The organism is Gordonia sp. LMA484, assembly GCF_058129505.1.
This window is the reverse complement of the sequence record NZ_CM176700.1, coordinates 3,596,831-3,622,510: the sequence shown is the minus strand read 5'-3', so window position 1 is coordinate 3,622,510 and position 25,680 is coordinate 3,596,831. Positions and strand designations below refer to the sequence as shown.

Below are 25,680 nucleotides of genomic sequence, written 5' to 3'. Positions count from 1 at the left end.
CGAGCTCGAGATCGCCGCCATCGGGTCGGCGACACCGTCTGACCTGTGGCGATGCCGCGAGGTAACGATTCGTCAAAGAAAGTCGACTTCTGCGCCCGCCGAGTCAAAGCTGCTTGTCGAAGCACCTTTCCAGCGTTCGGGTGACGATGCGCCAGCCGTCATCGGTCAGCGTCCAGGTGTCGGAGTACCAAAGCCCCAGCAGGAACGTCGAGTTGTCCGGCGTCTGCATCGGGTTGAGACACAGCGTGCGGGTCGTGGCGGTGGCCCCGTCCACCCGGATGTCGTGGTTGCCGACCAGGTGGCAGTAAGCGGAGAAGGCTGGAAGTACTTGGGAAAGCCATGCTTTCACCTCGCTGAGGTTTCCGACGATGCCGCCGGTCGCGCTGTAGTCGATGTGCGCGTCGGGGATGAACACCCCGTCGAGCTCGTCGAATCGGCCCGCATCGACTGCAGTCGAGTAATCGGCCAGGATCTGTTGGATCTCGAGTCGTGCGGAGATCTCCTCGATGGACAGCATCTCTATTGATTACCGCAGATCGGTCCGCGTCGATAGGGTTGCCGTATGGCAGTGAGCCGCCCGACCGACAAGTCCGATGAGGTGCAGCGTGCGCCGCGGGCCCGTATGACCGGTCCCCAGCGGCGATTGCAGCTGATCGAGGTGGCCCGCGGACTGTTCGCCGAACGGGGTTTCGAAGGGACCTCGATCGAGGAGATCGCCCAGCGTGCCGGTGTGTCGAAACCGATCGTGTACGAGCATTTCGGTGGCAAGGAAGGTCTTTACGCGGTCGTCGTCGACCGCGAGATGGAGACGCTGCTCGAGATGGTGACGTCGTCGCTGTCCAAGAACCGGTCGCTGTATCGCATCCAGCAGGTTGCGCTCGCGCTTTTGACCTACATGGAGGAGCGCACCGACGGCTTTCGCATCCTGGTGCGCGGTGACCGGACGAACACCAGCGGGACCACCACCTATTCGAGTCTGCTGAACGACGCCATCAGCCAGGTCGAGCACATCCTCGCGAGCGATTTCGAGCGCCGCGGATTCGAACCCTCCCTGGCCCCGCTGTATGCGCAGGCGTTGGTCGGCATGGTGTCGGTGACTGCGCAGTGGTGGCTCGACGTGCGGGAACCGTCCAAGGAGGTGGTGGCCGCTCACCTCGTGAACCTCTGTTGGAACGGGCTGACCCGGCTCGATCCGCATCCCGAGTTGGTGGGGCCCGAGTACGTGGAGGAGCGGGATCGGACGACGCCCGAAGAGTGATCCGCGGATCGGCGGTCCGTCAGTCCGGTGTCCGGACGTCCGGCGTCACCGAGTCCAGGTCGAGCGTGCGAGTGCGGTGAGCGCGTCAGCGGTCTGCGCGGTGAACGTCTCGGCGTCACGCATGCCGACGGTCAGCGCGCGAACCATGGTCGCGCCGACGAGCATGTCGAAGAGGGCGTCGGCCCTGGCACTGCGCAGCGAAGTCGGCGTGGAGTCGAGGGCGGGTGTGACGGTGTCGGTGAAATCCGTGCGGACCCCGCGCTCGATCCGGGCCAGCAGCAATCCATAGAGCTGCTCGTCCTGTTGGTAGGCGGCCAGCAGCCCGGGTATCGCGGCGCGGGTCGCCGGATCGGCGAGGTGGCCGAGGAACACCGTCACCCACGCGTGCAGATCGTGCTCGAGGTCGCCGGTCGCGATCGGCGGGTAGATTTCCCGGGACCCGAAGACGGCATCCTCGATCAGCATCTCCCGACCGGCCCAGCGCCGGTAGATCGTCGGTGTGCCGACGCCCGCACGCCGCGCGATCGCCACGATGGTCGCGGACGCATAGCCGCCTTCGGACAGGAGCTCGCGGGCCGCCGCGAGTACGGCGGAGTCCTTCTCCGGGTCACGCGGACGGCCGGCTGCGGGTCGGTGCGGCTCGGACACCGGATGAACGTTACCGAATCTCTCGACCATTTACGTTATTGCCCGTAACGTAATGGCGGCATCGCATCGGCGACAAGGAGGACCGCGTCATGCTGACCGCGCACGACGAATTGCTCTGCCATCAGATGGCCACGACATTCGATCATCCTGAGCAGAGCGATCTGCGCTGGGTCGAACGGATCGTGATGTACGGATTCGACCGCTCGGGCGACGTGACGGTGATGACCGGGCTGGCGCGCTATCCCAACCGCAACGTCACCGACGCGTATGCCATGGTCACGCGCCGCGGTGGCCAGACCCGCGTCGTACGGGTCTCCTCCCAGATCGATTCCGCGCCGGTCGGTGTGGGGACCTACGCGGTCGGCCCTTATACGTATCGGGTCTGCGAGCCGCTGTTGTCGACGCGTGCCGTGTTGGCGGCCAACGATCACGGGCTCGAACTGGATCTGACCCTCACCGGGGTGTTCCCGGCCTACGAACAGACGCCCGCATTCCACCGGTCCCGGGGCAGGGTGCAGGAGAACGCACGTCGCTTCTATCAGAACGGAACCGTCAAGGGTCACATCGTGCTCGACGGTGAGCGCATCGACCTCGATCCGAACCGATGGTGGTTCGGCCGCGACCACTCGTGGGGCATTCGCAACGGGCCCGGCGGTGGCAGCCTCCCGGAAGGAACCGAGCTGCAACCGGGTGACATCCCGGACGGCGTCCTCTATTACATGGGCATCTTCGAATTCCACGACGAACTGGTGCATTTCGCGCAGCGCGAGGACAGTCGTGGACGACGCACCCAATTCGAGGGAGAGGTGCTGCGGCCTTTGTCGACCGGTGGTGGTTCGTCGGCGATCATCGACGTCGGACATGACCTCGAGTTCCGCTCTGGACTCCGTGTCATCAGCGGCGGCACGTTCACCGTGCATCGGGACGACCGGACCACCAGCGTCGTCGACGTCACACCCATCTGCGACTTCTGGCCCGGTCTGGCCGGCTACCAGGAGTACCGCGGGTACGCATCTGGGTATTGGCGGGGAAGGGATTTCATCGATGGATTCACGGTCGACGTGAGTGATCCCGACACGATCGCACCGGTCACGTTCCTCAGCGAGACGCTCTGCGAGGTACGCATGGACGGCAAGATCGGACACGGGCTGGTGGAGATGGTCTTCCTCGGTGCGTATCCGCGGTACGGATACACGGGCTGGTGAGTCGTGGCCAGGACGCCGAATGTCCGGATCGCGCCGGACCTGTTGCCGGAAGCGATCGAAACCGTCGTCCGCAGAAGGGTTCCGGGTGCATCCGGGGCCCGCGTCGGTGACTGGCGTCCGGCGACCCAGGGATTCTCGACGGAGACGTTCCTGTTCGACCTCATCGGTGTCGACGGGCGTGACGAACCACTGGGGCTGGTGTTCCGTCGCCCGCCGGTGATCCCGGTGCTGCCCGACTTCGACCTCCGCCGTCAGTACCTGACGATGGATCGGCTGCGCGACACCCGGGTTCCGGTACCCGTGATGCGCTGGATCGACACCGAGGCAAGTGATCTGGGTACACCCTATTTCGTGATGGATCGAATCGACGATGTGGTCACGGTCAATGACGTCCCGCCCTATCACGAGGCGGGCATCTTCGCCGACGCGGACGCCGCCGGGCGGGCGACGTTGTGGAACGGGTGTGTCGACCTGATCGCGAAGGCAGCCACGGTCGACCCGGTGGCGCGACGGCTCGGATTCCTCGACCTGCGGGCGTATGGGTCGTCGGCGCCACAGCGGCTGGCCGGATTCCTCCGATATGCACTCACCTGGGCGAGCCACCCGAGTCCGGTGGCCGAATCTCTCGTCCGGGCACTGGACTGGCTCGACGACAATCTCTACGAGCCCGAGCGGGTGGGACTCTGCTGGGGTGACAGCCGGATGTCGAATGTGTTGTACGACCACGACTTCGGCACGGTGGCCGCGCTCGACTGGGAGATCGCCTATCTGGGTGATCCGGGCGCGGACCTCGCCTGGATGTTCGCGACGGACTGGGTGAGCAGTCCGCTGCCCGATCGGGCCTGCGCGCCGGGCACCCCCTCCCGCGAGGAAACCCTGGATCGCTACCGTCGGCTCACCCGGCTGCGTCTGGACCACATGCTCTTCAACGACGTGAGTGCCGCGCTCCTCTTGGCGATCCCGCTGCTCCGACTGAACCAGATCCTGGATCTCGACGGGGTCGACCTCGCCGAGATCTGTGTCGCACGCCTCGACCATGTGTTCAGCCAATGACACCGACCCGGATCCGACCACCGGGTCGTCCGGGATCGGAGTGCGAGCTCGCAGGGATCAGGACTGTTCCTCGCCGCCACGACGCTCCGGGACACGCAGGCGCATGTCCATCCGGCATCATCGTCGGCATGGTCACCATCCGTTCCGCGGCCGCGGCCGATTGCCCGGCCATCGCCGACATCTACCGGCACTATGTCGAGCACACCGTCGCCACGTTCGACTACGCGGCGCCACCGGTCGAGTACTGGGAGTCCAAGCTCACCACCATAGGGAAGGCGGGGCGGCCGTTTCTGGTGGCCGTCGGCGGCGAGACGGTGCAGGGTTTCGCCTACCTGGGATCGTTCCGGGACAAACAGGCCTATGACCGGACCGCGGAGGACACCATCTACCTGCACCCCGACGCCGGAGGTCGGGGCGTCGGCGGTCGGCTTCTCGGGGCGCTGCTCGACGCCGCCGACCCCGACAACGTGCGACAGGTCATCGCGGTGATCGCCGCCACCGGCGGCGAGGCATCGGTCGCGCTCCATGCCAAGCACGGTTTCGCCGAGGTCGGCCGGACCCCCCGCGTCGGGTACAAATTCGATCAGTGGATCGACTGCATCTACATGCAGCGTGCGTTGCCCTGACCGACCGTAATCGGCGTTGCCTACAATCGTCGGAGTGTCATCAACCCCCGCCCTGCACGGGCTTGCCGCGGTCACGTGTGCAGACAAGGCGATCGCGGACCTCGTTCGTCGGCGGGACCAGGATCGTCTCGATATCACGGCCCCCGACGCCGCCCGGCCCTTCATCGTGTCGTGCCTTGCTGCCGCCGCGCCGGGCGATGACGCCACCACGGCGCCGCTCCTGGTGGTCTCGGCCAACGGACGCGAGGCCGACGACCTGACCGCAGAACTGGCCGAGTTGCTCGACGACCCGGCCTCGGTGGCGCAGTTCCCGTCGTGGGAGACCTTGCCGCACGAGCGGCTCTCGCCCAGCGCCGACACCGTCGGGCAACGGCTCGCGGTTCTGCACCGGCTCGCCCACCCGGACGAGGGGACACCCATACGCGTCGTCGTCACCACGGTGCGTTCGCTGGTCCAGCCGATGGCGCCGGGCCTCGGGTCCGCCCGGACCATCTCGCTGGCCGAAGGCCTGGAACTCGACTTCGAGGTACTGCTGACCGACCTCGTGGAGATGGCCTACGAGCGAGTCGACATGGTCGGCCGTCGAGGTGAGTTCGCGGTCCGTGGCGGCATCCTCGACGTGTTCCCGACCACCGCCGACTTCCCGGTGCGCGTCGAGTTCTGGGGCGACGAGATCTCCGAGATGCGGGCCTTCTCGGTCGCCGACCAGCGCAGCCAGCCCGAGATCGACGTGTCGGTGGTCCGTATTCATCCGGGCCGAGAGATCATCCTGACGCCGGAGGTCCGTGCGCGCGCCGCCGATCTCGCCACCGATCATGCCGGCGAGCAGGTCCTCGCCGAGATGCTCACCAAGCTGGCCGGCGGGATCCCCGTCGAAGGCATGGAAGCCCTCATCCCGATGCTCGTCGAGGGCCGGATGCAGATGCTCACCGAGGTCGTCCCCGCGGGGACGCGAGTTCTGCTGCTCGATCCGGAGAAGATCCGCACCCGGGCCGCGGACCTGGCGCAGACCGGCGCCGAGTTCCTCGAGGCGTCGTGGACGGCCGCGGCGCTCGGCGGTGACGCGCCGGTCGATGCCTCGACGATCGATCTGCAGGCTAGTGCGTATCGCTCGCTGGACGAGGTGGCGAGAACGACGCTGTCGGCCGGACGCTCCTGGTGGACGATGAGTCCGCTCGCCACGGGCAGCGGAGACGAAGTGGAGCTCGACCTCACCGCCGGGCCCTCGCCGCGCGGCAACGAGGGCGAGATCGCCACCGTGTTCGCGAATCTGCGTGCCCATGTCACTGCGGGTGGGTCGGCCGCGATCGTGGTGGCGGGCAAGGGAACCGCGCATCGTGTCGGCGAGCGTCTCGCCGAGGCAGAGGTGCCCGCCGTCATCGTCGAGCCGGGGACGCGCCCGGAACCGGGACAGGTCTCGGTGTTCCATGGCACGCTGCGCGCGGGGCTCGTCTGCCCCGACGCGCGTCTGGTGATCGTCACCGAGACCGATCTGACCGGAAATCGGGTCGCCGGCGTGCGGGACGGTCGTAAGCTGCCGGCCAAGCGCCGCAACCAGGTCGATCCGCTGGCCCTGACGGCAGGCGATCTGGTGGTGCACGACCAGCACGGCATCGGCAAGTTCGTCGAGATGATCGAACGCACGGTCTCGGGTGCGCGCCGCGAGTACCTGGTCCTCGAATACGCGGCGGGCAAGCGGGGGCAACCGGCCGATCGTCTGTTCGTGCCGATGGATGCACTCGACCAGCTGTCCCGGTACGTCGGCGGCGAGCAGCCGTCGTTGTCGAAACTGGGTGGGTCGGACTGGCAGAACACCAAACGCAAAGCGCGCAAGGCGGTGCGAGAGATCGCGGGTGAGCTGGTCCAGCTCTACGCCGCGCGTCACGCCGCACCCGGTTACGCCTACAGCCCCGACACGCCGTGGCAGCGCGAGATGGAGGACGCCTTCGACTTCACCGAGACGGTCGATCAGCTCACCGTCATCGCCGAGGTGAAGTCGGACATGGAACGGCCGGTCCCGATGGACCGGGTGATCGTCGGGGACGTCGGCTACGGCAAGACCGAGATCGCCGTGCGCGCGGCGTTCAAGGCGGTTCAGGACGGCAAACAGGTCGCCGTGCTGGTTCCGACAACGATTCTGGCGCAACAGCATCTGCAGACGTTCACCGAGCGCATGACCGGCTTCCCGGTGCGGGTACACGGTTTGTCGCGCTTCACCGACCCCAAGGAGTCGAAGGAGATCATCGACGCGATGGCCTCCGGTGAGGCCGACATCGTGATCGGCACCCATCGATTGCTGCAGACCGGCGTCACCTGGAAGGATCTCGGGCTGGTCATCGTCGACGAGGAGCAGCGGTTCGGCGTCGAGCACAAGGAACACATCAAGTCCCTGCGCACACACGTCGACGTGCTGACCATGTCGGCGACGCCGATCCCGCGCACGTTGGAGATGTCGATGGCCGGCATCCGCGAGATGTCGACGATCCTGACCCCGCCCGAGGAACGTCATCCCGTTCTCACCTACGTCGGTGGGTATTCGGCGAAGCAGGTGGGGGCGGCCATCCGTCGCGAACTGCTGCGTGACGGTCAGGTGTTCTATGTGCACAACCGGGTGTCGACGATCGACAAGACGGCACGGGACATCGCCGCGCTGGTCCCCGAGGCGCGGGTCGTCGTGGCGCACGGTCAGATGAACGAGGATCAGCTCGAACGCACCGTCGCCGGTTTCTGGAATCGCGAATACGACGTGCTCGTCTGCACGACCATCATCGAGACCGGCCTCGACATCTCGAACGCCAACACCCTCATCGTCGACCGTGCGGAGAATTTCGGCCTGTCGCAACTGCATCAGCTCCGTGGCCGCGTGGGACGCAGCCGGGAACGTGGGTACGCCTATCTGCTTTACAGTCCCGAGCGGCCGCTCACCGAGACCGCCTACGACCGACTGGCCACCATCGCGCAGAACAACGAACTCGGGGCCGGCATGGCGGTGGCGCTCAAGGATCTCGAGCTGCGTGGTGCCGGAAACGTGTTGGGCGCGGAGCAGTCCGGTCACGTCGCCGGCGTCGGATTCGACCTCTATGTACGGCTGGTTGGCGAGGCGGTCGAGGCCTACCGCGCGGCGGCCGACGGCAAGACGGTCTCGACCAGTGAGCCGACCGAGGTGCGTATCGATCTGCCGGTGGACGCGCATATCCCCGTCGAGTACGTGGACTCCGACCGGCTCCGGCTCGAGGCCTATCGCAAGCTCGCCGCCGCCACCGACGACGAGGCCGTCGACGGCGTGCTCGCAGAACTCTCCGACCGTTACGGCGAGCCGCCGGAGGAGACCCGCCGGCTCGCGGCGATCGCGCGCTTCCGCTTGCGCGCCCGCGAACGGGGGGTCTCGGAGGTCGGGATGGCCGGAAGCGGGGTGAAGATCTCACCGATGACACTGCTCGACAGCGAACAGGTGCGGTTGAAGCGGCTGTACCCGTCGGCGAGCTATCGGGCGACGACGTCGGCGATCACGCTGCCGATCCCACGGACCGGTGGAGTCGGGTCGGCGCGGGTTCGCGACGAGGAACTCATCGACTACCTCACGAAGTTCCTGCTGGCCCTGCGGCCGAACCCGGACCTGGACTGACGCACACCGGCCGAGCAGCCCGGATCCGCGCGGTTCGATCCGGGCTCTCCGCCGGCGCGCTGGGTCGTCGTCGAACCTGCCCGGTGTCCACAGCGAGTTCACGCGGACGCTGGGATAACGTCATGACGTCCGCACCCCGAACGGAGGTCGTCGCCCGTGGCTGTCGTGCTTCTCGATCCGCTTCGCCCTGACGTGATCCCGCTGCGTGGACTCGCGTTGCTCGACGGGCCTGTCGTCGTCACCGAGGATGTCCATCCGTCCACGCTGTGGGAGTTGGGTAAGACGTCGGCGTCCTGGGCGGAAGTGGACGATCCCGGGGCGACCCTGCTTTCGAGCGATCGTGCGCACCCGTTCGTGCGGGCCAGGATCGACGGGGGAGAGGAGGTCGTGGAGGCTCGGCCGGTGCCCGGTGCTGCGCTCCTCGAAGCAGTCGCGCTGATGGACACGCTGCGTCGCAACGGTCCATGGGAGAGCACTCAGACGCACCCCTCGTTGCGGCGATATCTCCTCGAGGAGTGCTACGAACTGCTCGACGCCATAGACGACGGCGATCGTGACCTGCTCCGCGAGGAACTCGGAGATCTGCTCCTCCAGGTCCTCTTCCATGCCCGGATCGCCGCCGACGACCCCGATCGTCCGTTCGACATCGACGACGTCGCCCGCAGTTTCACCGCCAAGGTCACCGGACGCACACCCGGTGTCCTGTCCGGCGCGCACGCAGACCTCGAGACCCAGATCCGCGAGTGGGAGGAACGCAAGGCGGCAGAGAAGAATCGCGGATCGGTGCTCGACGGAGTGGCCACGACTGCCCCGGCTCTGGCCTTGACCCAAAAGGTCCTCGAGCGACTCGCGGCAGCTGGTTTCCCGCTGGAGATCATCGATCCCGCCATCACTTCCGTCGCAGTGCAGGCGGGTGGTGACAGTGTCGAAGAGATTGCCCGACAACGTGTCCGATCCTTGATGTCGCGTGTCCGCGACGCGGAGAAGCGCGCCGATGCCGAGGGCCTCACCCTCGACACGGCGGCGGCGTGGGTGGCGGCCATGGGTGCGACCCGAGCGGAAGCGAACGGCGCAGACTGAGCCCCGCAGAAGTGAGCCCGCAGAAGTGAGCCCCGCAGAAGTGTGCGCGGTGGTCGAGAAAGTGGCCTTCGTCGAGTGAGCGGTGGTGGGCGAGGCGAGTGACGACGCCCGCCCTCAGCCCTCGAACAACCGTTGACCCCACCATTCGCCGGGTTTGAGGCCGGGTGGGATGGCGAACAGCGACGATCCGTTCGGGATGAGGTATTCGGTCATCGCGTCCTGGCGCGACAGAACCTGCTGCATCGGCACGAACTGTTTTCCGGAGTCGCGATTGAACGCGATGAAGAACAGTCCGGCATCGAGATGGCCGAATCCGTCCGAGCCGTCGGTGAAGTTGTAGCCGCGACGCAGGATCTGGATTCCGCCGAGATTGTCGGGGTGTGCCAGCCGCACATGTGCGGTCCGCGGGATCATCGGTGCGCCGTACGACGTGACGTTGAAGTCGGGGGTGTCGAACTCGTTCTGCTGGCCCAACGGAGCGCCCGACGACTTGAGCCGCCCGATGATCTGCTCCTGCTCCAGCAGATTGGCCCGGTCCCACGGTTCGATGTCCATCCGGATGCGCCGCGCCACCAGATAGGTGCCGCCGGTCATCCACTGGGCCGCCGGGGGATTGTCCTCCCGGCCGACCCACACCCACCGGTCGAGGAGATCGGTCTGCTCGGCGCGGAGATTGGCGGTTCCGTCCTTGAACCCGAACATGTTCCGCGGTGTCTCCTGGGACTTCGTGGTCGACGAGGTCCGCCCGAACCCGAGTTGCGACCACCGCACCGCGACGACGCCAAGCCCCATCCGGGCGAGATTGCGGATGGCATGGACAGCGACTTGCGGGTCGTCGGCACACGCCTGGATGCAGATGTCGCCGAAGGACCGGGACGCCTCGATCTTCTCGGCGGCGAATGCCGGCAGGTCGACGAGCGCCGCCGGTTTGCGGTCGGCGATGCCGAACCGGTCGCGCCGGTCGGGATCGGATGCACTGGGCCCGAACAGTCCGGGCCCGAAGCCGATGGTGAGCGTGAGATTGGCGGCGCTGAGTCCCAGCGCCTCACCCGTGTCGGCCGGGGGCGTGTAGTCGCCGAGGCCGACGGCACCCTCCGCAACCGTCTCCTCACCGCGCGTCATCCGTTCGGCGGCCGATGTCCATTTCTTGAGCATCTCGACGAGATCCTCGCGGGAATCGGTGATCACGTCGAAGCTCGCGAAGTGCAGCCGATCCTGCGCGGCGGTGATGATGCCGGCCTGGCGGTCACCGCGGAACGGCACGACGCCTCGGGAATCGGCGGTCTCCTCGGCTGCCGTCGCACGACCGACCGCGACACCACCGGCGGCGGCCGCGACCACCCCGACACCGGCGCCGCCCAGCAGCGCGCGCCGCGAGAAGCGGTGTCGTCCGGAGGGTTCGGCGGGAGTCGGGGTGGGTTCGGTCATCAGCCCAGCACCAGCCCGGGAACCTGGGACAGGGAGGCGGACAAGGCGTCGATCTTGTTGGACAGATCCTTGCGCTGGTCCTCGGTGACCTGCGTGTAGCTCACGTATCCGTCGCCGTCGCGGTACTGGTTGATCGCGTTGCGGACGTCGGCGAACTGGGCGGTGATCTTGTCCATCAGCGCCTGGTCCTTGGCCGAGATCATCGGCTGCATCTCCGCGATCAACGTCTCCGCGCCGTCGACGTTGGCCGCGAAATCCCAGAGATCTGCGTGGGAGTAGCGGTCTTCCTCGCCGCCCACCTTGGTGGCCGCGATCTCGTCGATCAAGGCCTGCGGACCCTGCACGAACTGGCGGGTCTCGAAGGTGAAGTCGGACTTGTCGACCTCGGTCTTGAGCTCGGTGACATTCGCGAGCAGTTCATCAGCGGCCTTGTCGATGTTCGCCTGGTTGTCGTTGGCCTTGGCGTCGGCTGCATCGTCCGGAGCGATCTGCCCGGGTGCCTCACCGACCTCCTGCGGCTGGGGCGGCCACAGGAAACGCTCGGTGCGGTGGAAACCGGTGAAGGGTTGCGTGCCGCCCTCGGTGTCGTCCCAGCGCATGTCGATCGCGGGGTCGAGATCAGGGAAGGATTCGGCGACGGGTTCGATGCGCTCGTAGAAGGTGCGAACCTGACCGAACATCGCGCGCGCGGCGTCGAGTTCCCCGGCCTTGATGTGGTCGACGTAGATCTGGGTCTGGGCGGCCAGGCCGTTCACCTGACCGCGCACGTAGTCGAGGTAGCGGGCCTTCGCGGCGTTGACGTCGGCCGGGACCTCTTCCTTCGCCTTCTTGTCGCCGGACACGCTGATCTCCTGGCGGATGCCGGTGCCGACCATGCCCGGCTTGCACGCCACGGTGTAGGTGCCCGGATCGGTGACCTCGACGGTCAGGTTGCCCGACAGTCCCGGTCCGATGTTCTCGACCTCGCCGAGCACGCGATTGTTGTTGCCGTACACGTAGAACTCGGTGACCTTCGAACCGTTGTTGGTGACCTTGAAGTTCACGTCACCGGTCTGCGCGTCCGTGCCGTCGAGGTCGCAGGCGTCGTTCGTCGACGTGACCGCGATCGCGCCGTCGGCACTCTCCTTGGAGGTGCAGCCCGCCAGCAACAGCGGCGTGGCCACGGCCATCGACAGCAGCGCGACAGCGGTGGTACTTCTCGAGTTCACCTGGGATTCCTTTCAGATACCGGCTCGGTAGTCGCCGGGGTGTCAGCGGGCGCGTCGGCCGGCCGTGGTTGCCGGTTCGCGCGGAGGAAGAGCGTGAGGACGATGGCGACGTACAGGCACCACGCGACGACCTGGAGCACGGTGGGATCGGGCCGGAAATTGAAGATGCCGGCGAGCACCGTCCCGTACCAGGACGACTGGTCGTAGTACGTGCTGATGTCGAAGGCGAGGGCGTTGCCACCGGGCAACCAGCCGACCGTCTGCAGTGCGCGGATGCCGTAGGAGAGGATGCCGGCGGCCACGAAGATCAGGAAGATGCCGGTATACAGGAAGAATGCGTGAAAGTTGAGGCGCACCGCACCGCGATAGAGCAGCACGGTGACCACGATCGCGACGACGATGCCCAGCAGCAGACCGAGTAGCGGCCACAGTCCGCCGGACACGCTTTCCGCGTAGCCGACCATCAGCAGAGCGGTCTCGAAGCCTTCACGGCCCACCGCGAGGAACGACAGTCCCAAGACCGAGGCGGCGCCGGTGAGCAGTGCGTCCGACATCCCCTCCTTCAGGTCCGACGAGATGTGTTTGGCCGCCTTGCTCATCCACAGCACCATGGCCGTGACGATGGCGACCGCCACGAGCGATGCCAACCCCGCGATCAGTTCGGCGGTCAGTGACGTCACCGTCGAGGTACCGAGGTGGATGACCAGGAAGATTCCGAGCACCATCGCGACCGCGGCGCCGACTCCCGCCCAGATCCACTTGAGTGCGTCCCGACGGCCCGCCTTCACGACGAACGCGATCAGGACCATGACCACGATGCCCGTTTCGAGGCCTTCGCGTAGTCCGATGAGGCCGCTGCCGAACATCTGCGCAAAAATCGAGGGCGCGCCACCCGCAGCCAGGTACTCCATGCCGAACTCTCTGTCTCGTCTCCGTCGCGCTCGTCATCCACCGCGTTGTCGCGAGGTTTGGTGAGGCTAACCATGTGACAGTAGCCTCCGATGCGCGGGAACCGAAAGCGTGGTCGCAAAGTTGTCTTGAAGACGGGTCCAAAAACCCAGACGGCGGCAGAGAGTGGAGGGCGGAAGATGGGGCGGCGCACAGCCGGGAGACGACTGGTGCTCGCTCCGACGATCGTCCTCGCGACGGCACTGCTCGCATCGGCATGTATCCACCTGCCCACGCTGAACCGTCCCGACATCCCGGACGGCATCCCGCCGGGCGCCGGTGCGCCGACGCCCTACATCGACATCAACGCCCCCGGCCGCACCGCCGAGCTGATGCGCACCTGGGCTGAGCCGATCGCGGACCCGACGGGCATCCCGCTCATCGCCCTCGAGGCGTACGGAAACGCCGCCGAGATCCAGCGGCAGCAGCATCCGGAGTGTGGCCTCGCCTGGACCACGCTCGCCGGTGTGGCCGCGGTGGAGAGCAAGCACGGCACCCACCACGGCACCAACATCGCGCCCAACGGCGACACCTCGCCCCCGATTCGCGGTGTGGCGCTCGACGGGACGCGCGGGAACATGCAGATCCACGACACCGACGGCGGAAAGATGGACGGCGACACCACCCACGACCGTGCGATGGGCCCCTTCCAGTTCATTCCCGAGACCTGGAAGCGTTACGGCGTCGACGCGAACGGCGACGGCAAGGCCGACCCGGACAACATCGACGACGCCGCGCTGTCCGCGGCCCGGTATCTCTGCGTCTCGTCCGGTGGTGACATGACCACGCCGCAGGGCTGGGAGAAGGCCGTCAAGGTCTACAACAACTCGATGGCGTACGTGCTCGACGTGCGGGATCGGGCCAACGCGTACTCGATCAACGTCCGTTACTGACCGACGGTCGAGACCAGTCCGTCCCTTGTCGAGTGTCCGATGCGCGCAACGATTAGTCTTTGAGCTGAACCTGTCGGCGTCGAACGGCGTCGACCAGTCGAGGTGATAAGGGGCTAGAGCTGTGGCAATGATCGAGCAGGTCGGTGCACGCGAGATTCTCGATTCACGAGGCAATCCGACCGTCGAGGTCGAGGTCGTACTCGACGATGGCACCTTCACTCGTGCCGCGGTCCCGTCCGGCGCCTCGACCGGTGAGCATGAGGCCGTCGAGCTGCGAGACGGCGGCGAACGTTACGGCGGTAAGGGCGTGACCAAAGCCGTCGAGGGCGTCCTCGGCGAACTCGCGCCTGCCGTCATCGGTCTCGAGGCCGAAGACCAGCGTCTGGTGGACCAGGCATTGCTCGACTGTGACGGAACCCCCGACAAGGGTCGTCTCGGCGCCAACGCGATCCTCGGTGTGTCCCTTGCGGTGGCCAAGGGTGCGGCAGAGTCGGCGGGCCTGCCGCTCTTCCGCTACCTCGGCGGACCGAATGCGCACATCCTGCCGGTGCCGATGATGAACATCATCAACGGTGGCGAGCACGCGGACAACGGTATCGACTTCCAGGAGTTCATGATCGCGCCGATCGGCGCACCGACCTTCAAAGAGGCGTTTCGCTGCGGTGCCGAGGTGTATCACTCGCTCAAGTCGGTGCTGGGCAAACAGGGCATGAACACGGCGTTGGGTGACGAGGGTGGATTCGCCCCCGATCTGCCGAACACCGAGGCCGCACTGGCCGCGATCGGTGAGGCCGTCGAGAAGGCCGGATACAAGTTCGGCCAGGACGTGGTCGTCGCGCTCGATGCCGCGGCCACCGAGTTCTTCTCCAACGACGTCTACAAGCTCGAGGGCAAGGACTGCTCGTCGGCCGACATGATCGCGTTCTTCGAGAAGCTGGTCACCGACTTCCCGATCGTGTCGATCGAGGACGGGTTGGCCGAGGACGACTGGGCCGGATGGGCCGCACTCACCGAGGCGATCGGCGACAAGGTGCAGCTCGTCGGCGACGACCTGTTCGTCACCAACCCGGAGCGTCTCGAGCGGGGCATCTCCGAAGGAGTCGCGAATGCGTTGCTGGTGAAGGTCAACCAGATCGGTTCGCTCACCGAGACCCTGGACGCGGTCGCGTTGGCGCACAACAACAGTTACAAGACGATGATGAGTCACCGGTCGGGTGAGACCGAGGACACCACCATCGCCGATCTCGCCGTGGCCTGCAGTTGTGGGCAGATCAAGACCGGCGCGCCGGCCCGCAGTGAGCGTGTCGCGAAGTACAACCAGCTGCTTCGTATCGAGGAAGGTCTCGGGGACGCGGCACGGTACGCAGGGGACCTCGCCTTCCCACGTTTCTCGTTCGGTTCGTGATTAGCTGGACCCCATGACATCGAGCGGGTCTCGTGGGGTTCGCGCCGGGCGAATTCATCGGTCGCAGGCGGACCGTCGTGGCACGACCACGCGACGGTCCGCCCGTCCCCGTTCGCCGGGCGCGAGCCAGGGGCCGACTCGTCCGAACAAGATCTCGGTGACCGAGACCGGCGAGCAGGAGATCACGGACGCCGACCTCGATCCCGCTGTCGCCGACGGCGAAGGCGTGGTCGATCGGGATGCGCGACGTGGGAGTCAGGTGTCTCGTCGGCGCATACGTCAAGGGCGGTCACGCTTCGATCGTTCGTATCTGCTCGCCCGGATCGAGGGCCTCGATGCGAAACGTGCGATCGTGCTCGCGCTGGTGATCAGCGTCGTCGCGCTGACGTTGGCGATGCCGGTTCGCACGTACTTCGCCCAGCGCGCCGAGTTCAAGCAACTGAGTGCGAGCAACGATCGGCTGCAGTCGGAGGTGACCGACTATCAGCAAAAGGTCAACGAGCAGGGCGATCCCGCGTACATCGAGGCGAAGGCGCGGGAGCGATTACAGTTCGTGCGGCCGGGGGAGAAGGCGTTGGTGATGATGTTCCCGGGCGACGACGCACGGATCGCCGAGCAGAAGAAGGCCGCCGAGCGCGCCCGCAGTCCGTGGTACGGCAACCTGTGGGAGTCGGTGTCGACCCCACCGAACGCGAAGTGAGCGCTGAAGACCCAGGCGCGTCCGAAACGGATCTCGCCACGATCGCGGCCCAGCTGGGGCGAGAGCCTCGCGGGGTGATCGAGGTCAGCTATCACACTCCGGACGGGCAACCCGCCGTGGTCAAGACGGCGCCCCGGCTGCCCGACGGTACGCCGTTCCCGACGCTGTACTACCTGACCGACCCACGTTTGACCGCCGAGGCGAGTCGGCTCGAGTCGGCAGGGGTGATGAAGTCGATGACCGCTCGCCTGGGCACCGACCTCGAGCTGGCCGCGGCCTATCGGCGTGCGCACGAGTCGTATCTCGCCGAACGCGACGCGATCGAATCGCTGGGCACCGACTTCTCGGGCGGCGGCATGCCCGATCGGGTGAAGTGCCTGCATGTCCTGATGGCACATTCGTTGGCGAAGGGGCCGGGAGTGAATCCGCTCGGCGACGAGGCGGTCGCACTCGCTGCCGAAGGTCCGCTGCGAGGCACCGCCATACCGGCGGATTGGCCGGCCGTCACCCACGACGACCCTGAGGAGACCACGCAGTGACCGTTGTGGGCGCCGTGGATTGTGGCACCAACTCGATCCGACTGCTCGTCGCCCGGATTTCCGATGGTGCGGATTCCGCCGGCCTGATGGACCTGCACCGCGAGATGCGTGTGGTGCGCCTCGGTCAGGGAGTTGACGCGACCGGCCGTTTCGCGCCCGAGGCGATCGAACGTACGCGTGCGGCGCTGGCCGACTACGTGCAGATCATGGCCTCCCTCGGGGCGGAGCGGGTGCGGATGGTGGCGACGTCGGCGACCCGCGACGCCGCCAACCGCGACGACTTCTTCGCGATGACCGCCGAACTCCTCGGGCAGGTGGTGGACGGCGCGCGGGCCGAGGTGATCACCGGCGACGAGGAGGCCCGCCTGTCATTTCGTGGCGCGGTCGGCGAACTCGATCCCGCACGTGGCCCTTTCGTGGTGACGGATCTGGGTGGGGGTTCCACCGAGGTCGTCGTCGGCCACCGAGACGGCGTCACCGCCGCGTACTCCGCCGACATCGGCTGCGTCCGACTCACCGAACGGTGTCTGCCCTCGGATCCGCCCACTGCCGAGGAGGTCGCCGCTGCACGTTCTTTCGCTCGTGAGCGCCTCGCGCCCGCGTTCGCGGCGGTGCCGGTGGACGGTGCGCACACGTGGGTGGGGGTGGCCGGCACGATGACGACGTTGTCGGCGGTCGGTGCGGGTTTGACCGAGTACGACCCGAACATCATTCATCTCTCCCGGATCTCACTCGGGGACCTCGCCGCGGTTTGTGAACGGCTGATCGGGATGACCCGCGCCGAACGGGCGGCGCTCGGTCCCATGCATCCGGGTCGTGTCGACGTGATCGGCGGCGGTGCCCTGGTCACGATGGAACTCGCCCGCGTACTGGCCGACCGAACGTCGATCGACGAGCTCGTGGTCAGCGAGCACGACATCCTCGACGGCATCGCGATGGGACTGCTCGACTGACGCTCACCACTCTCCGCTGACCGCCCAACAAGATTGTTGGGTAGGCTGGAGTCCGTGACCTCAGCACGCGTGCGCGACATCCCCGGGCCCCGTCGGCCACGTTCCGGCGATCCGGCCGATCCGCTCGCGCCCAGCCGGGTCAGTTATCTCGCCGACAGCTTCGGCAAGGCGGGGTTGGCCCAGCTGATCGGGGTGAGCCGGTCGCAACCGACCCGATGGATCTCCGGTGAGGAATACCCCGGCCCGATCGCCGGCCCGCTGCTCATCGATCTCGAACACATCTATGCCCGCGCCCGTCTCATCTGGGGACCCGACGCTGCACAGACCTGGTTGACCAGCCAGAATGCCCATCTCGGCGGGGCGCGGCCGATCGACGCCCTGCGGTTGTCGGGTGCGGCCGCGGTGCTGACCGCGCTCGATGCCGAGGCATGGGGCGGGGCGGCCTGATTGCTCGTCTACCGGGTCTTCCCGTATCTGGAGTCCGCGGCGCCCGGACGTCCCGGTCATCCGTTGTACGAGCACCGGCCCCAACTCGGTGGCCGGGTAGATCACCCCGATCACTACGTCTGGTACCTGTCGCGACATGCCGAGGCCGCCTGCGGTGAGAGCTTCGGCAACCTCCGCGAATGGGTGGACGACATGTTCGACTTCCCACAGCTGCCCGGTGCGCGTCGCGCACTGGGCACCTTCCGTGTGCCCGACGACCTGCGCATCCTCGACCTCGACGACCCGGTGCAGCTGGTGCGATTGGGGCTGCGGCCGTCGCATGTCGTGATCCGCAATCTGACGGTCACCCAACGCTGGGGTCATCAGATCTACACCGAGATCGACGCGAATGGTGAACGCGCGTGGGACGCGGTGTCGTGGTGGTCATATCACCGGCCGCAGTGGAGCGTGCTGGCGTCCTGGACGCGCCCCGAGGTGGTGGCGGTCGAAACGCTGGATCTCGATCACCCGGCGATCATCGATGCCGCCGACGCATTGCTGCGGCCGGTGGATCGGTGACGGGGTGAGGCGTGGGAGGAGTGCCCCGCACGCACGGTCGCAGGTGCCGGTTGCGGCTGTCGTGAATCTCGTCTACTCTCGAACGTATATTCGAACGATGGTCCGCTGGGGGGTGGGTATGGCCGAGCCGAACACGCACGACACGCTGAACGCACAGGAGTCGTTGTCGGAGGTGCCGGGTCTGCTCACCGAGTTGCATGCGGTGTTGGATCGGTTGGCGGCGGCGGATCTGACGCGCTGTAGTGATGCGGAGGTGCTGGCGGTGGCGCGGGCCTCGGAGCGGGCGGTCAATCGGCAGTTGTTCGAGGGTAATCGCCAGATTCTGGAGTTGTCGGATCGGGGTGTGCCGCGGGCGATGGGGTTTCGGAGTTTGACGAACTTCCTCAATGTCGAGGTGCGGGTCTCCGAACCGGGTCGGCGGAAGGATCAGATCGCGGCGACCGGGCGGATGCGGCAGTTGGGTGGGCAGTGCGCCGAGCCACGCTTTCCGGAGTTGGCGGCGGCGTTCGCGCGCGGTGAGGTCGGCCCGGCGCATCTGAGTACGGTGATCGACATTCTGGAGACGATCCCGCAGCAGGCGCCCCACGACAAGAAGGTGGCCGCGGAGGCGTCGTTGGCCGAGTTGGCGGTCAAGCACACCCCGGATGAGATCGTGATCCTGGGTCAGCGGGTGTTGGCGCATCTGGATCCGGATGGCGAGTTGACCGACGACAGTGATCGGAAACGTAAGCGGAATCTGTGGCTGAATCGGCAGAACGCGCAGCAGATGTCGAAACTGACCGGCCATCTGGATCCGGAGACCCGGGCGTTGCTGGAGATGATGCTGGCCGCGTGGGCCAAACCTGGTCTCAACAACCCCGAGGATCCCGACGCCCCTTCGGGTGCCGAAGAAGACGCCGACCCCGAGGCGGTGAAGGCGGCCGCCGCCCGTGACACCCGCACCCAGGCGCAGCGCAATCATGATGCGTTGGCGGCGTTGTTGCGGGCGGTGTTTGCCGATGGGTTGTTGGGCAAGTCCCATCGGGGGTTGCCGGTGCAGTTGATCGTCAAGGCCGAGCTGAATGATCTGATCCGGGAGACCGGATTCGGCACCACCGCCACCGGGTCGCTGTTGCCGATCACCGATGTGATCCGGTTGGCTGCCGAGGCCCAACAGTATTTGGCGGTGTTCGCCGATGCGAGCCCGCAGCCCTTGTATTTCGGGCAGGCCAAACGGTGTGCCACCCGGGCTCAACGGTTGGCGTCGTTCGCCCGCCCGGATGGGGAGGTGTGCTCGGCACCCGGCTGTGATCAGCCGGCCTCCCACGTCGAACTGCATCACGCCCGCCGTGACTTCGCTGATGGCGGGTTGACCGACATCGTCGATCTGACCCCGGCGTGCCCGAAACACAACCGGATGGTCGGACCCGGGATCGGCCAATTCACCACCGGCATCTACGAGGACGGCCCCCACACCGGCCGCACCTGGTGGCGCCGCAACAGCGCCGACGGCGCACCGCCGAACCCGCAGGAGTTCAACCGGCGCCCCGACATCGCGGTGTTGTATGCGCAGCACCTCGAACAGGTTCGCGCACGCCTGCACCCACCACCGCAACCAGACGCGCCGCCGCCGGACGACGGCCCGCACCTGCATCTCACCGAGACGATCCCCACACCGATCTCGGTCATCGAAGCACGCCTCGCACTCGCGCTGCTCACAACCCACCGCTGAGGGCGAGACCGTCCGGCCGTGAGGGTTGATGCGCCCGTCCGGGCCACCTCGCGTCCGAATCTTCCGGCCCGGGTGGTCGGGATGCTAAACGGCGGTCGGCTCGGTGTTGCGCAGTGACAGGTTGTTGCAGGCTTCGCAGACCGTCTCGGGGATGATCCCGTGACGCTGTAGAAATCCGAATGCCACGCACCCGAGGCAGAGGCCAAGGGCGAACTCCAACGTGGCCGCGACGATCAGCGCACCGACCACGATCTGGGCGGCGAGTCCGAGGCCGAGGAGCGACAGGACAAGCGCGGTGGCGCTGAAGACCAGCCCGATGGTCTGCGCGAATCGTTTCGGCGGGCCCGGGACGAGCTTGGTCTTCCGCCAGACCTTGGGTGCGAGTACCCGAACCGACAACTGGCCGAAGGGGGAGAACCGTGGGCCTGCCATCACTCGTAGCGCGAATCCGAGGGCCAGGAGCGCGTACACGGCCGGATGGTCCACCGCGATCGCGACGATCGCCAGCAGGATCACCAGGCCCGCGGTCGAGCGCGCGGCGTAGTCGTTGACGGGATTGGGGAAGGTCAGCGCTGACGGCAGCGAACGAGACACGGGATACCTCCTGGGGACAACCTCGACCAGGCTAGTCAGTCCGGTGACTACGGACAAACCTTTCCCTCACGCTGGTTCGAAAGTCGCGATCGTCTCCAGCACGTCGTCGCCGTACTGCTCGAGTTTGGCGTCACCGATTCCCGACACGGTCCGCAGCTGCTCGTGTGTCGTCGGGCGCCTGGCCGCCAACTCCCGCAGGGTCGCGTCGTTGAACACCACGTACGGCGGTACCCCTCGCTGTGACGCCTCCGACTTGCGCCAGGCGCGCAGGTGCTCGAACAGGCCCCGATCGGACTCGGGGAGGTCGGCGGCCGGCTTCGCGGTCCGGGTACGGGTGACCGCTCGGACGGGGTCCGTTCGCAGCATCACCGCGGTCTCGCCGCGCAGCACCGGGCCGCTCTTCTCGGTCAGCGTCAGGACGCCGTAATCCCCTTGCGGAACAATGACTCCCGACGCAACGAGCTGCCGGATCGCGCCACGCCAGCCGCCTGCGTCGAGCTCGGTGCCGATGCCGTAGGTGCTCAGACGGGTGTGGCCCTGCTCCCGGATGCGGGCGGTGTCCGCGCCGCGCAGGATATCGACAAGATGGCCGGCGCCATAGGATTGGCCATACTCGCGTTGGAGCCGAACGATGGTGGACAGCAACTTCTGAGCCAGAATGGTGCCGTCCCACGTCTCGGGTGGGTTCAGGCAGGTGTCGCAGTTGCCGCACGGCGTGGTGTCCTGGCCGAAATAGCGGAGTAGCTGCTCGCGGCGACAGTCGACTGTCTCGCACAGCGCGAGCATCGCATCGAGGTGTTGCTGCTGCATACGACGGTGATTGGCGTCACCATCGGAGGAGTCGATCAGGCGACGTTGCTGCATCACATCCGCGAGGCCGTAGGTCATCCACGCCACGGACGGAAGTCCGTCGCGTCCCGCTCGTCCGGTCTCCTGGTAGTAGCCCTCGACACTCTTCGGCAGGTCGATGTGGGCGACAAAACGCACGTCGGGTTTGTCGATGCCCATGCCGAAGGCGATCGTCGCGACCACCACGACGCCGTCGGCACGAAGAAAACGCTCGAGAGTGTGCTGGCGGACCCTGCGATCCAGGCCCGCGTGATATGGCATCGCATCGATCCCGTTGGCGACCAGGAACTCGGCGGTCTTCTCCACCGACGCCCGGCTCAGCGCGTAGACGATGCCGGTGGCCGGCTGCCCGTCGACGACACCTTCGGTACGGATGAAGTCGAGGAGCTGTTTACGCGGCTCCGACTTGGGGACGATGCGGTAGGTGATGTTGGGACGGTCGAAGTCGGCAACGAAATGCCGAGCCCCACCGAGGTGCAGGCGCTCGGTGAGTTCGGCGTGGGTGCGGCGCGTTGCCGTCGCGGTCAGAGCGATCCGCGGGACATCGGGCCAGATCTCGGCAAGCTCGCCGAGGGCGAGATAATCGGGCCGGAAGTCGTGACCCCACTGGGAGACGCAGTGCGCCTCGTCGATGGCGAAGAGCGCGATCGTGCCCTGCTGCAGCAGTGCGCGGGTGCCGGGGCTGTTGAGGCGCTCGGGCGCGACATAGAGGAGGTCGAGCTCACCGGACCGGAAGGCGTCCTCGACCTCGGCACGCTGGTCGGGCATCTGGGTGGAGTTGAGATACGCAGCGCGGACACCGAGTTCGCGAAGTGCGGCGACCTGATCGGACATCAGCGCGATCAGCGGGGAGACCACCACCCCGCACCCGTCGCGCACCAGGGCGGGCACCTGATAGCAGAGACTCTTCCCGCCGCCGGTGGGCATGAGGACGACGGCGTCTCCACCGTCGACCACATGCCCGACGATCTCTTCCTGATCGCCGCGGAACGACTCGTATCCGAAGGTCGACTCCAGTACGTGCCACATGTCGGACATGGGCACAAGGTTACTGGCGGCCTGCGTCAGGGCTGTTCGCCCGGTAGCTCACCGATGTCGACCGGCTCCTCGGGGACCTCATCCGCGCTGGGCAGCGCCGCCTGCTCGGCGGCGGGCAGTTCGCCGAGGTCCACCGGATCGCCGATGTCGTCGTTGAAGTCGTCGTCGCTCACGTCGTTCGTGTCGGCGTCGCTCGTGTCAACGTCGGCTGGATCGGGAGCCTCGATGACATCGTGCTCCTCGACGTCGAGGATGCCGCGCTCCTCATCTTCGCGGGCGCGTTTCGCGGCGTCACGCATCTCGAATCCGTCGGTGACCAGGTCACCGATCTCGCGTGCGACGTCGGCGACCGCTCCGGTGATGATCGTGGCGATACGTCCGACATGGGTGGCCGTCGATTCCACGAGTTCCTGGACGAGATCCTTGTTGCGTTCGATGCTGTCGACCATGATTCCGTATTCTGCCACCGGACCGGACGCGCCGTGACTCACGCGGCGGCCGAGGCCGAGCGCTCCACGGTCACCACCAGGTCATCGTCGTCGCGGGTCAGGAAATTCGGCAGCGACAGTTTGGCGATCTTTTTCCATGTCGACAACAGCTGGTGGCGGAAGGAACCGGTGTTGTACGGCAAACCGTAACGTTCGCAGATCTCGCGGACCTCTCCGGCGATCTCCGGGTAGCGGCCGGCCGGGATGTCGGGGAACAGGTGGTGCTCGATCTGGTGTGACAAGTTCCCGCTCATGATGTGGAACAGTGGGCTGCCGGTGATGTTGGCCGAGCCGAGCATCTGTCGCAGATACCACTGGCCGCGCGTCTCATTCGCGCACTCCTCGGGCGTGAAGGTCTGTGCGCCACTGGGGAAGTGACCACAGAAGATGATCGAGAACGTCCACAGGTTGCGGACCAGGTTGGCTGACGCGTTACCAAGCAGCGTCGATACGAACAACGGTCCGGTCAGCGCAGGGAACACCACGTAGTCCTTGAGTACCTGGCGACCGGCCTTGCGCCACATGCCCTTCACGAGGCCCTTGACGTCGTACCACTTGCGCTTACCCGCGAGGATGTTCTCGACCTCGAGGTCGTGCAGCATCACACCCCACTCGAACAGGACCATCAGTCCCGTCGCGTAGGCGAGGTTGCCGAGGTAGTAGGGATGCCATTTCTGGTCTCGGGCCATCCGGAGGATGCCGTACCCGATGTCGCGGTCCTCGCCGACGATGTTGGTGAACGTGTGGTGCATGTAGTTGTGGCTGTGCCGCCACTGATCGGAGGGACAGACGGTGTCCCATTCGAATTGGCGGGAATTGTAGGTGTCCTCGCGCATCCAGTCGTATTGGCCGTGCATCACATTGTGGCCGATCTCCATGTTGTCGAGGATCTTCGACACCGACAGCGCGCCGACGGCTGCGATCCACGCCGGCGGGAAGAAGCCGAGATACATCAGGCCACGGCCGGCGATCTCGAAGCCACGCTGGGCCCGGATGATCTTGTACAGGTACTCGCGATCTTTCTCGCCGAGGTCGGCGACGATGCGGGCCTTCAGCTCGTCGAGTTCACGTCCGAGGCTCTCGACCTGCTCGTAACTCAGGGTGATGTGTTTGGGGTCGACAACTGTCCCGGCGATCGCGGTGGCGTCGGCGGGGACGATGTCGGCGGTGGTGTCCGTCTCCGGGGTGTGGGTGCTGGTGGTGGTCATGGTCTATACCTCGATTTCCACGTCGCCGACAGGGGCGTTGATACAGAGCTGGATCTGCGTGTCGGCTTCGGTGTCGGTGTCGCCGGTCAACACGTTGCGGGTGCAGCCGGATTTCTTGATGGCGGTGCAGGAGAAGCAGATACCCATCCGGCAGCCCGACTCCGGGCTCAGCCCGGCCGATTCGGCCTGGTCGAGGATGGGGCGACCGTCGTTGGCCGCGGATCTGCCGGACCTCGAGAAGGTCAGTTCGCCGTCCACCGGAGCATCGGGGTTGATGGCGGTCGGTGCGGCGAGCACGAATGCCTCACTGTGAAGTCGCTGGGTCATCCCGGTCGCGTCGTAGTGCTCGTTGACGGCGTCCATCAGGGCCGGCGGGCCGCAGACGAACAGGTGCGCGGACTCGATGTCGGCGATGTCATCGAGATGGTCGCCGGCGAAATGACCGGGGGTGTCCCCGCGGGTGTAGTGCAGACGCACGTCGATGTCGGGGTGCGCGGCCGCGAGGGCGGCGAGTTCGGTTCGGTATGCGACGTCCTCCGGCGTCCGCGCGTAGTGCACGAAGGTGATCGGGCCGGGATGGTTCTCGGCAACGAGCGTACGCAACATCGAGAGTACAGGTGTAATGCCACTTCCGCCGCTGATGAAGACCGCCGACCACCCTCGCCGATCCGGTAGGGTGAACTCGCCGCGTGCCTGGCTCAGCCCGACGACCATGCCCACGTGAGCGTGGTCGCGCAGATGGGTCGACATGAAGCCGTCCTCGTGGGCGGTGACGGTCAGTTCCAGATCGCCGTCGCCGGCGTCGGATGCGTTGGCGGGCGAGAAGCAGCGGGTGTGTCGGACGCCGTTGATGACGGTGCTGAGCTGCACATACTGTCCGGCCAGGTGTCCGTCCCACTGGCGCGTCGGGCGTAACGTCAGCCGGACGGTTCGCGCGGTGGGGTGGTCGACGGCGACGACCTTGGCGCGCAGGTCGCTCCAGGTGATCATGGGATCGACCAACTCGAGGTACCGGTCGACCGGATGTGGGGTGAGTGCGGCCTCGAGGATCGAGCCGACAAGGGTGGGGATGCGGATGCTCATGGGTTGGCTCCGTTCGTGGGTACAGGATTTGAGTGAACATCTGTACACCAACAAGTGTTGCATAGTTCCGGGCCGGGTCGTCAAGCGGAAATCGCTGTGACAGCAGTCACGCGGGCCCGCCGGTGGGTACGGGCG

General features: G+C 66.5%; 24 protein-coding genes. 14 read left to right on the top strand and 10 right to left on the bottom strand.

The window, feature by feature from the left end; genetic code table 11:
* Positions 1 to 103: 103 nt before the first annotated feature.
* Entirely contained in the window at positions 104 to 517 is a 414-nt protein-coding gene (locus tag AC4AMJ_RS15970; RefSeq protein WP_489900159.1) for a nuclear transport factor 2 family protein, read from the bottom strand.
* Between the two features lie 45 nt (positions 518 to 562).
* On the opposite strand from AC4AMJ_RS15970, the gene AC4AMJ_RS15965 reads away from it, so the two are divergent.
* A complete protein-coding gene (locus AC4AMJ_RS15965; RefSeq protein ID WP_489913245.1) occupies positions 563 to 1,258 on the top strand; it encodes a TetR/AcrR family transcriptional regulator in 696 nt (231 codons plus the stop codon).
* A gap of 45 nt (positions 1,259 to 1,303) precedes the next feature.
* Here the strand turns inward: AC4AMJ_RS15965 and AC4AMJ_RS15960 are convergent, their stop codons facing one another.
* Positions 1,304 to 1,906 carry a TetR/AcrR family transcriptional regulator gene (locus tag AC4AMJ_RS15960; protein ID WP_489900161.1) on the bottom strand — a complete coding sequence of 201 codons (603 nt, stop codon included), beginning with the start codon at positions 1,904 to 1,906 and terminating at the stop codon, positions 1,304 to 1,306.
* 89 nt (positions 1,907 to 1,995) lie between these two features.
* On the opposite strand from AC4AMJ_RS15960, the gene AC4AMJ_RS15955 reads away from it, so the two are divergent.
* From AC4AMJ_RS15955 to AC4AMJ_RS15935, 5 genes are all read left to right on the top strand, one after another.
* Complete coding sequence (locus AC4AMJ_RS15955; RefSeq protein ID WP_489900162.1) at positions 1,996 to 3,111, top strand: Rv3169 family protein; 1,116 nt, start codon at positions 1,996 to 1,998, stop codon at positions 3,109 to 3,111.
* 3 nt (positions 3,112 to 3,114) lie between these two features.
* Positions 3,115 to 4,164 carry a phosphotransferase family protein gene (locus AC4AMJ_RS15950; protein ID WP_489913243.1) on the top strand — a complete coding sequence of 350 codons (1,050 nt, stop codon included), beginning with the start codon at positions 3,115 to 3,117 and terminating at the stop codon, positions 4,162 to 4,164.
* Positions 4,165 to 4,292: 128 nt separating this feature from the next.
* Positions 4,293 to 4,790 (top strand): GNAT family N-acetyltransferase, encoded by a 498-nt coding sequence (locus tag AC4AMJ_RS15945; RefSeq protein WP_489913241.1) that lies wholly within the window; start codon positions 4,293 to 4,295, stop codon positions 4,788 to 4,790.
* Positions 4,791 to 4,824: 34 nt separating this feature from the next.
* Positions 4,825 to 8,415, top strand: coding sequence for a transcription-repair coupling factor (gene mfd / locus AC4AMJ_RS15940; protein WP_489913238.1), 3,591 nt, complete (start codon positions 4,825 to 4,827; stop codon positions 8,413 to 8,415).
* Positions 8,416 to 8,571: 156 nt separating this feature from the next.
* Positions 8,572 to 9,495: a nucleoside triphosphate pyrophosphohydrolase gene (locus AC4AMJ_RS15935; RefSeq protein ID WP_489913236.1), complete on the top strand. Its 924-nt coding sequence runs from the start codon at positions 8,572 to 8,574 to the stop codon at positions 9,493 to 9,495.
* A gap of 114 nt (positions 9,496 to 9,609) precedes the next feature.
* Here the strand turns inward: AC4AMJ_RS15935 and efeB are convergent, their stop codons facing one another.
* The 3 genes from efeB to efeU are packed head-to-tail and all read right to left on the bottom strand — an operon-like array spanning position 9,610 to position 13,042.
* Positions 9,610 to 10,923, bottom strand: a complete 1,314-nt coding sequence (gene efeB / locus AC4AMJ_RS15930) for an iron uptake transporter deferrochelatase/peroxidase subunit (RefSeq protein ID WP_489900167.1) — start codon at positions 10,921 to 10,923, stop codon at positions 9,610 to 9,612.
* Positions 10,923 to 12,092, bottom strand: a complete 1,170-nt coding sequence (gene efeO / locus AC4AMJ_RS15925) for an iron uptake system protein EfeO (RefSeq protein ID WP_489900800.1) — start codon at positions 12,090 to 12,092, stop codon at positions 10,923 to 10,925. Before efeO ends, efeB begins: the two co-directional genes overlap by 1 nt.
* Before the next feature lie 35 nt (positions 12,093 to 12,127).
* Positions 12,128 to 13,042, bottom strand: a complete 915-nt coding sequence (gene efeU / locus AC4AMJ_RS15920) for an iron uptake transporter permease EfeU (RefSeq protein ID WP_489913234.1) — start codon at positions 13,040 to 13,042, stop codon at positions 12,128 to 12,130.
* A gap of 177 nt (positions 13,043 to 13,219) precedes the next feature.
* Between efeU and AC4AMJ_RS15915 the strand changes: the two genes are divergently transcribed.
* The 8 genes from AC4AMJ_RS15915 to AC4AMJ_RS15880 all read left to right on the top strand — a co-directional run bounded on the left by AC4AMJ_RS15915 (position 13,220) and on the right by AC4AMJ_RS15880 (position 20,285).
* A complete protein-coding gene (locus tag AC4AMJ_RS15915) occupies positions 13,220 to 13,972 on the top strand; it encodes a lytic transglycosylase domain-containing protein (protein WP_489900169.1) in 753 nt (250 codons plus the stop codon).
* Positions 13,973 to 14,093: 121 nt separating this feature from the next.
* Positions 14,094 to 15,377 (top strand): phosphopyruvate hydratase, encoded by a 1,284-nt coding sequence (eno, locus tag AC4AMJ_RS15910; protein WP_489900170.1) that lies wholly within the window; start codon positions 14,094 to 14,096, stop codon positions 15,375 to 15,377.
* Between the two features lie 157 nt (positions 15,378 to 15,534).
* A complete protein-coding gene (locus tag AC4AMJ_RS15905; RefSeq protein ID WP_489913231.1) occupies positions 15,535 to 16,077 on the top strand; it encodes an FtsB family cell division protein in 543 nt (180 codons plus the stop codon).
* Positions 16,074 to 16,616: a DUF501 domain-containing protein gene (locus AC4AMJ_RS15900; protein WP_489900172.1), complete on the top strand. Its 543-nt coding sequence runs from the start codon at positions 16,074 to 16,076 to the stop codon at positions 16,614 to 16,616. Before AC4AMJ_RS15905 ends, AC4AMJ_RS15900 begins: the two co-directional genes overlap by 4 nt.
* Positions 16,613 to 17,569, top strand: a complete 957-nt coding sequence (locus AC4AMJ_RS15895; protein ID WP_489913229.1) for a Ppx/GppA phosphatase family protein — start codon at positions 16,613 to 16,615, stop codon at positions 17,567 to 17,569. The genes AC4AMJ_RS15900 and AC4AMJ_RS15895 overlap by 4 nt, the downstream gene beginning before the upstream one ends.
* A 54-nt stretch (positions 17,570 to 17,623) precedes the next feature.
* Positions 17,624 to 18,016 carry an antitoxin Xre/MbcA/ParS toxin-binding domain-containing protein gene (locus tag AC4AMJ_RS15890; protein ID WP_489913227.1) on the top strand — a complete coding sequence of 131 codons (393 nt, stop codon included), beginning with the start codon at positions 17,624 to 17,626 and terminating at the stop codon, positions 18,014 to 18,016.
* Positions 18,017 to 18,574 carry an RES domain-containing protein gene (locus AC4AMJ_RS15885; RefSeq protein WP_489913225.1) on the top strand — a complete coding sequence of 186 codons (558 nt, stop codon included), beginning with the start codon at positions 18,017 to 18,019 and terminating at the stop codon, positions 18,572 to 18,574.
* A 97-nt stretch (positions 18,575 to 18,671) separates the two neighbouring features.
* Positions 18,672 to 20,285: an HNH endonuclease signature motif containing protein gene (locus AC4AMJ_RS15880; RefSeq protein ID WP_489913223.1), complete on the top strand. Its 1,614-nt coding sequence runs from the start codon at positions 18,672 to 18,674 to the stop codon at positions 20,283 to 20,285.
* Between the two features lie 84 nt (positions 20,286 to 20,369).
* On the opposite strand, the gene AC4AMJ_RS15875 is transcribed toward AC4AMJ_RS15880, so the two are convergent.
* The 5 genes from AC4AMJ_RS15875 to AC4AMJ_RS15855 all read right to left on the bottom strand — a co-directional run bounded on the left by AC4AMJ_RS15875 (position 20,370) and on the right by AC4AMJ_RS15855 (position 25,545).
* A complete protein-coding gene (locus AC4AMJ_RS15875; protein ID WP_489913221.1) occupies positions 20,370 to 20,879 on the bottom strand; it encodes a DUF4395 domain-containing protein in 510 nt (169 codons plus the stop codon).
* A 66-nt stretch (positions 20,880 to 20,945) separates the two neighbouring features.
* Positions 20,946 to 22,766 carry a DNA helicase RecQ gene (gene recQ / locus AC4AMJ_RS15870; RefSeq protein ID WP_489913219.1) on the bottom strand — a complete coding sequence of 607 codons (1,821 nt, stop codon included), beginning with the start codon at positions 22,764 to 22,766 and terminating at the stop codon, positions 20,946 to 20,948.
* Positions 22,767 to 22,792: 26 nt separating this feature from the next.
* A complete protein-coding gene (locus AC4AMJ_RS15865) occupies positions 22,793 to 23,215 on the bottom strand; it encodes a hypothetical protein (protein ID WP_489913217.1) in 423 nt (140 codons plus the stop codon).
* A gap of 38 nt (positions 23,216 to 23,253) precedes the next feature.
* Positions 23,254 to 24,462 carry a fatty acid desaturase family protein gene (locus AC4AMJ_RS15860; RefSeq protein ID WP_489913215.1) on the bottom strand — a complete coding sequence of 403 codons (1,209 nt, stop codon included), beginning with the start codon at positions 24,460 to 24,462 and terminating at the stop codon, positions 23,254 to 23,256.
* A 3-nt stretch (positions 24,463 to 24,465) separates the two neighbouring features.
* The gene (locus tag AC4AMJ_RS15855) at positions 24,466 to 25,545 is read right to left on the bottom strand and encodes a ferredoxin reductase (RefSeq protein ID WP_489900183.1); all 1,080 of its coding nucleotides are present in this window, start codon (positions 25,543 to 25,545) and stop codon (positions 24,466 to 24,468) included.
* Positions 25,546 to 25,680: the final 135 nt, after the last annotated feature.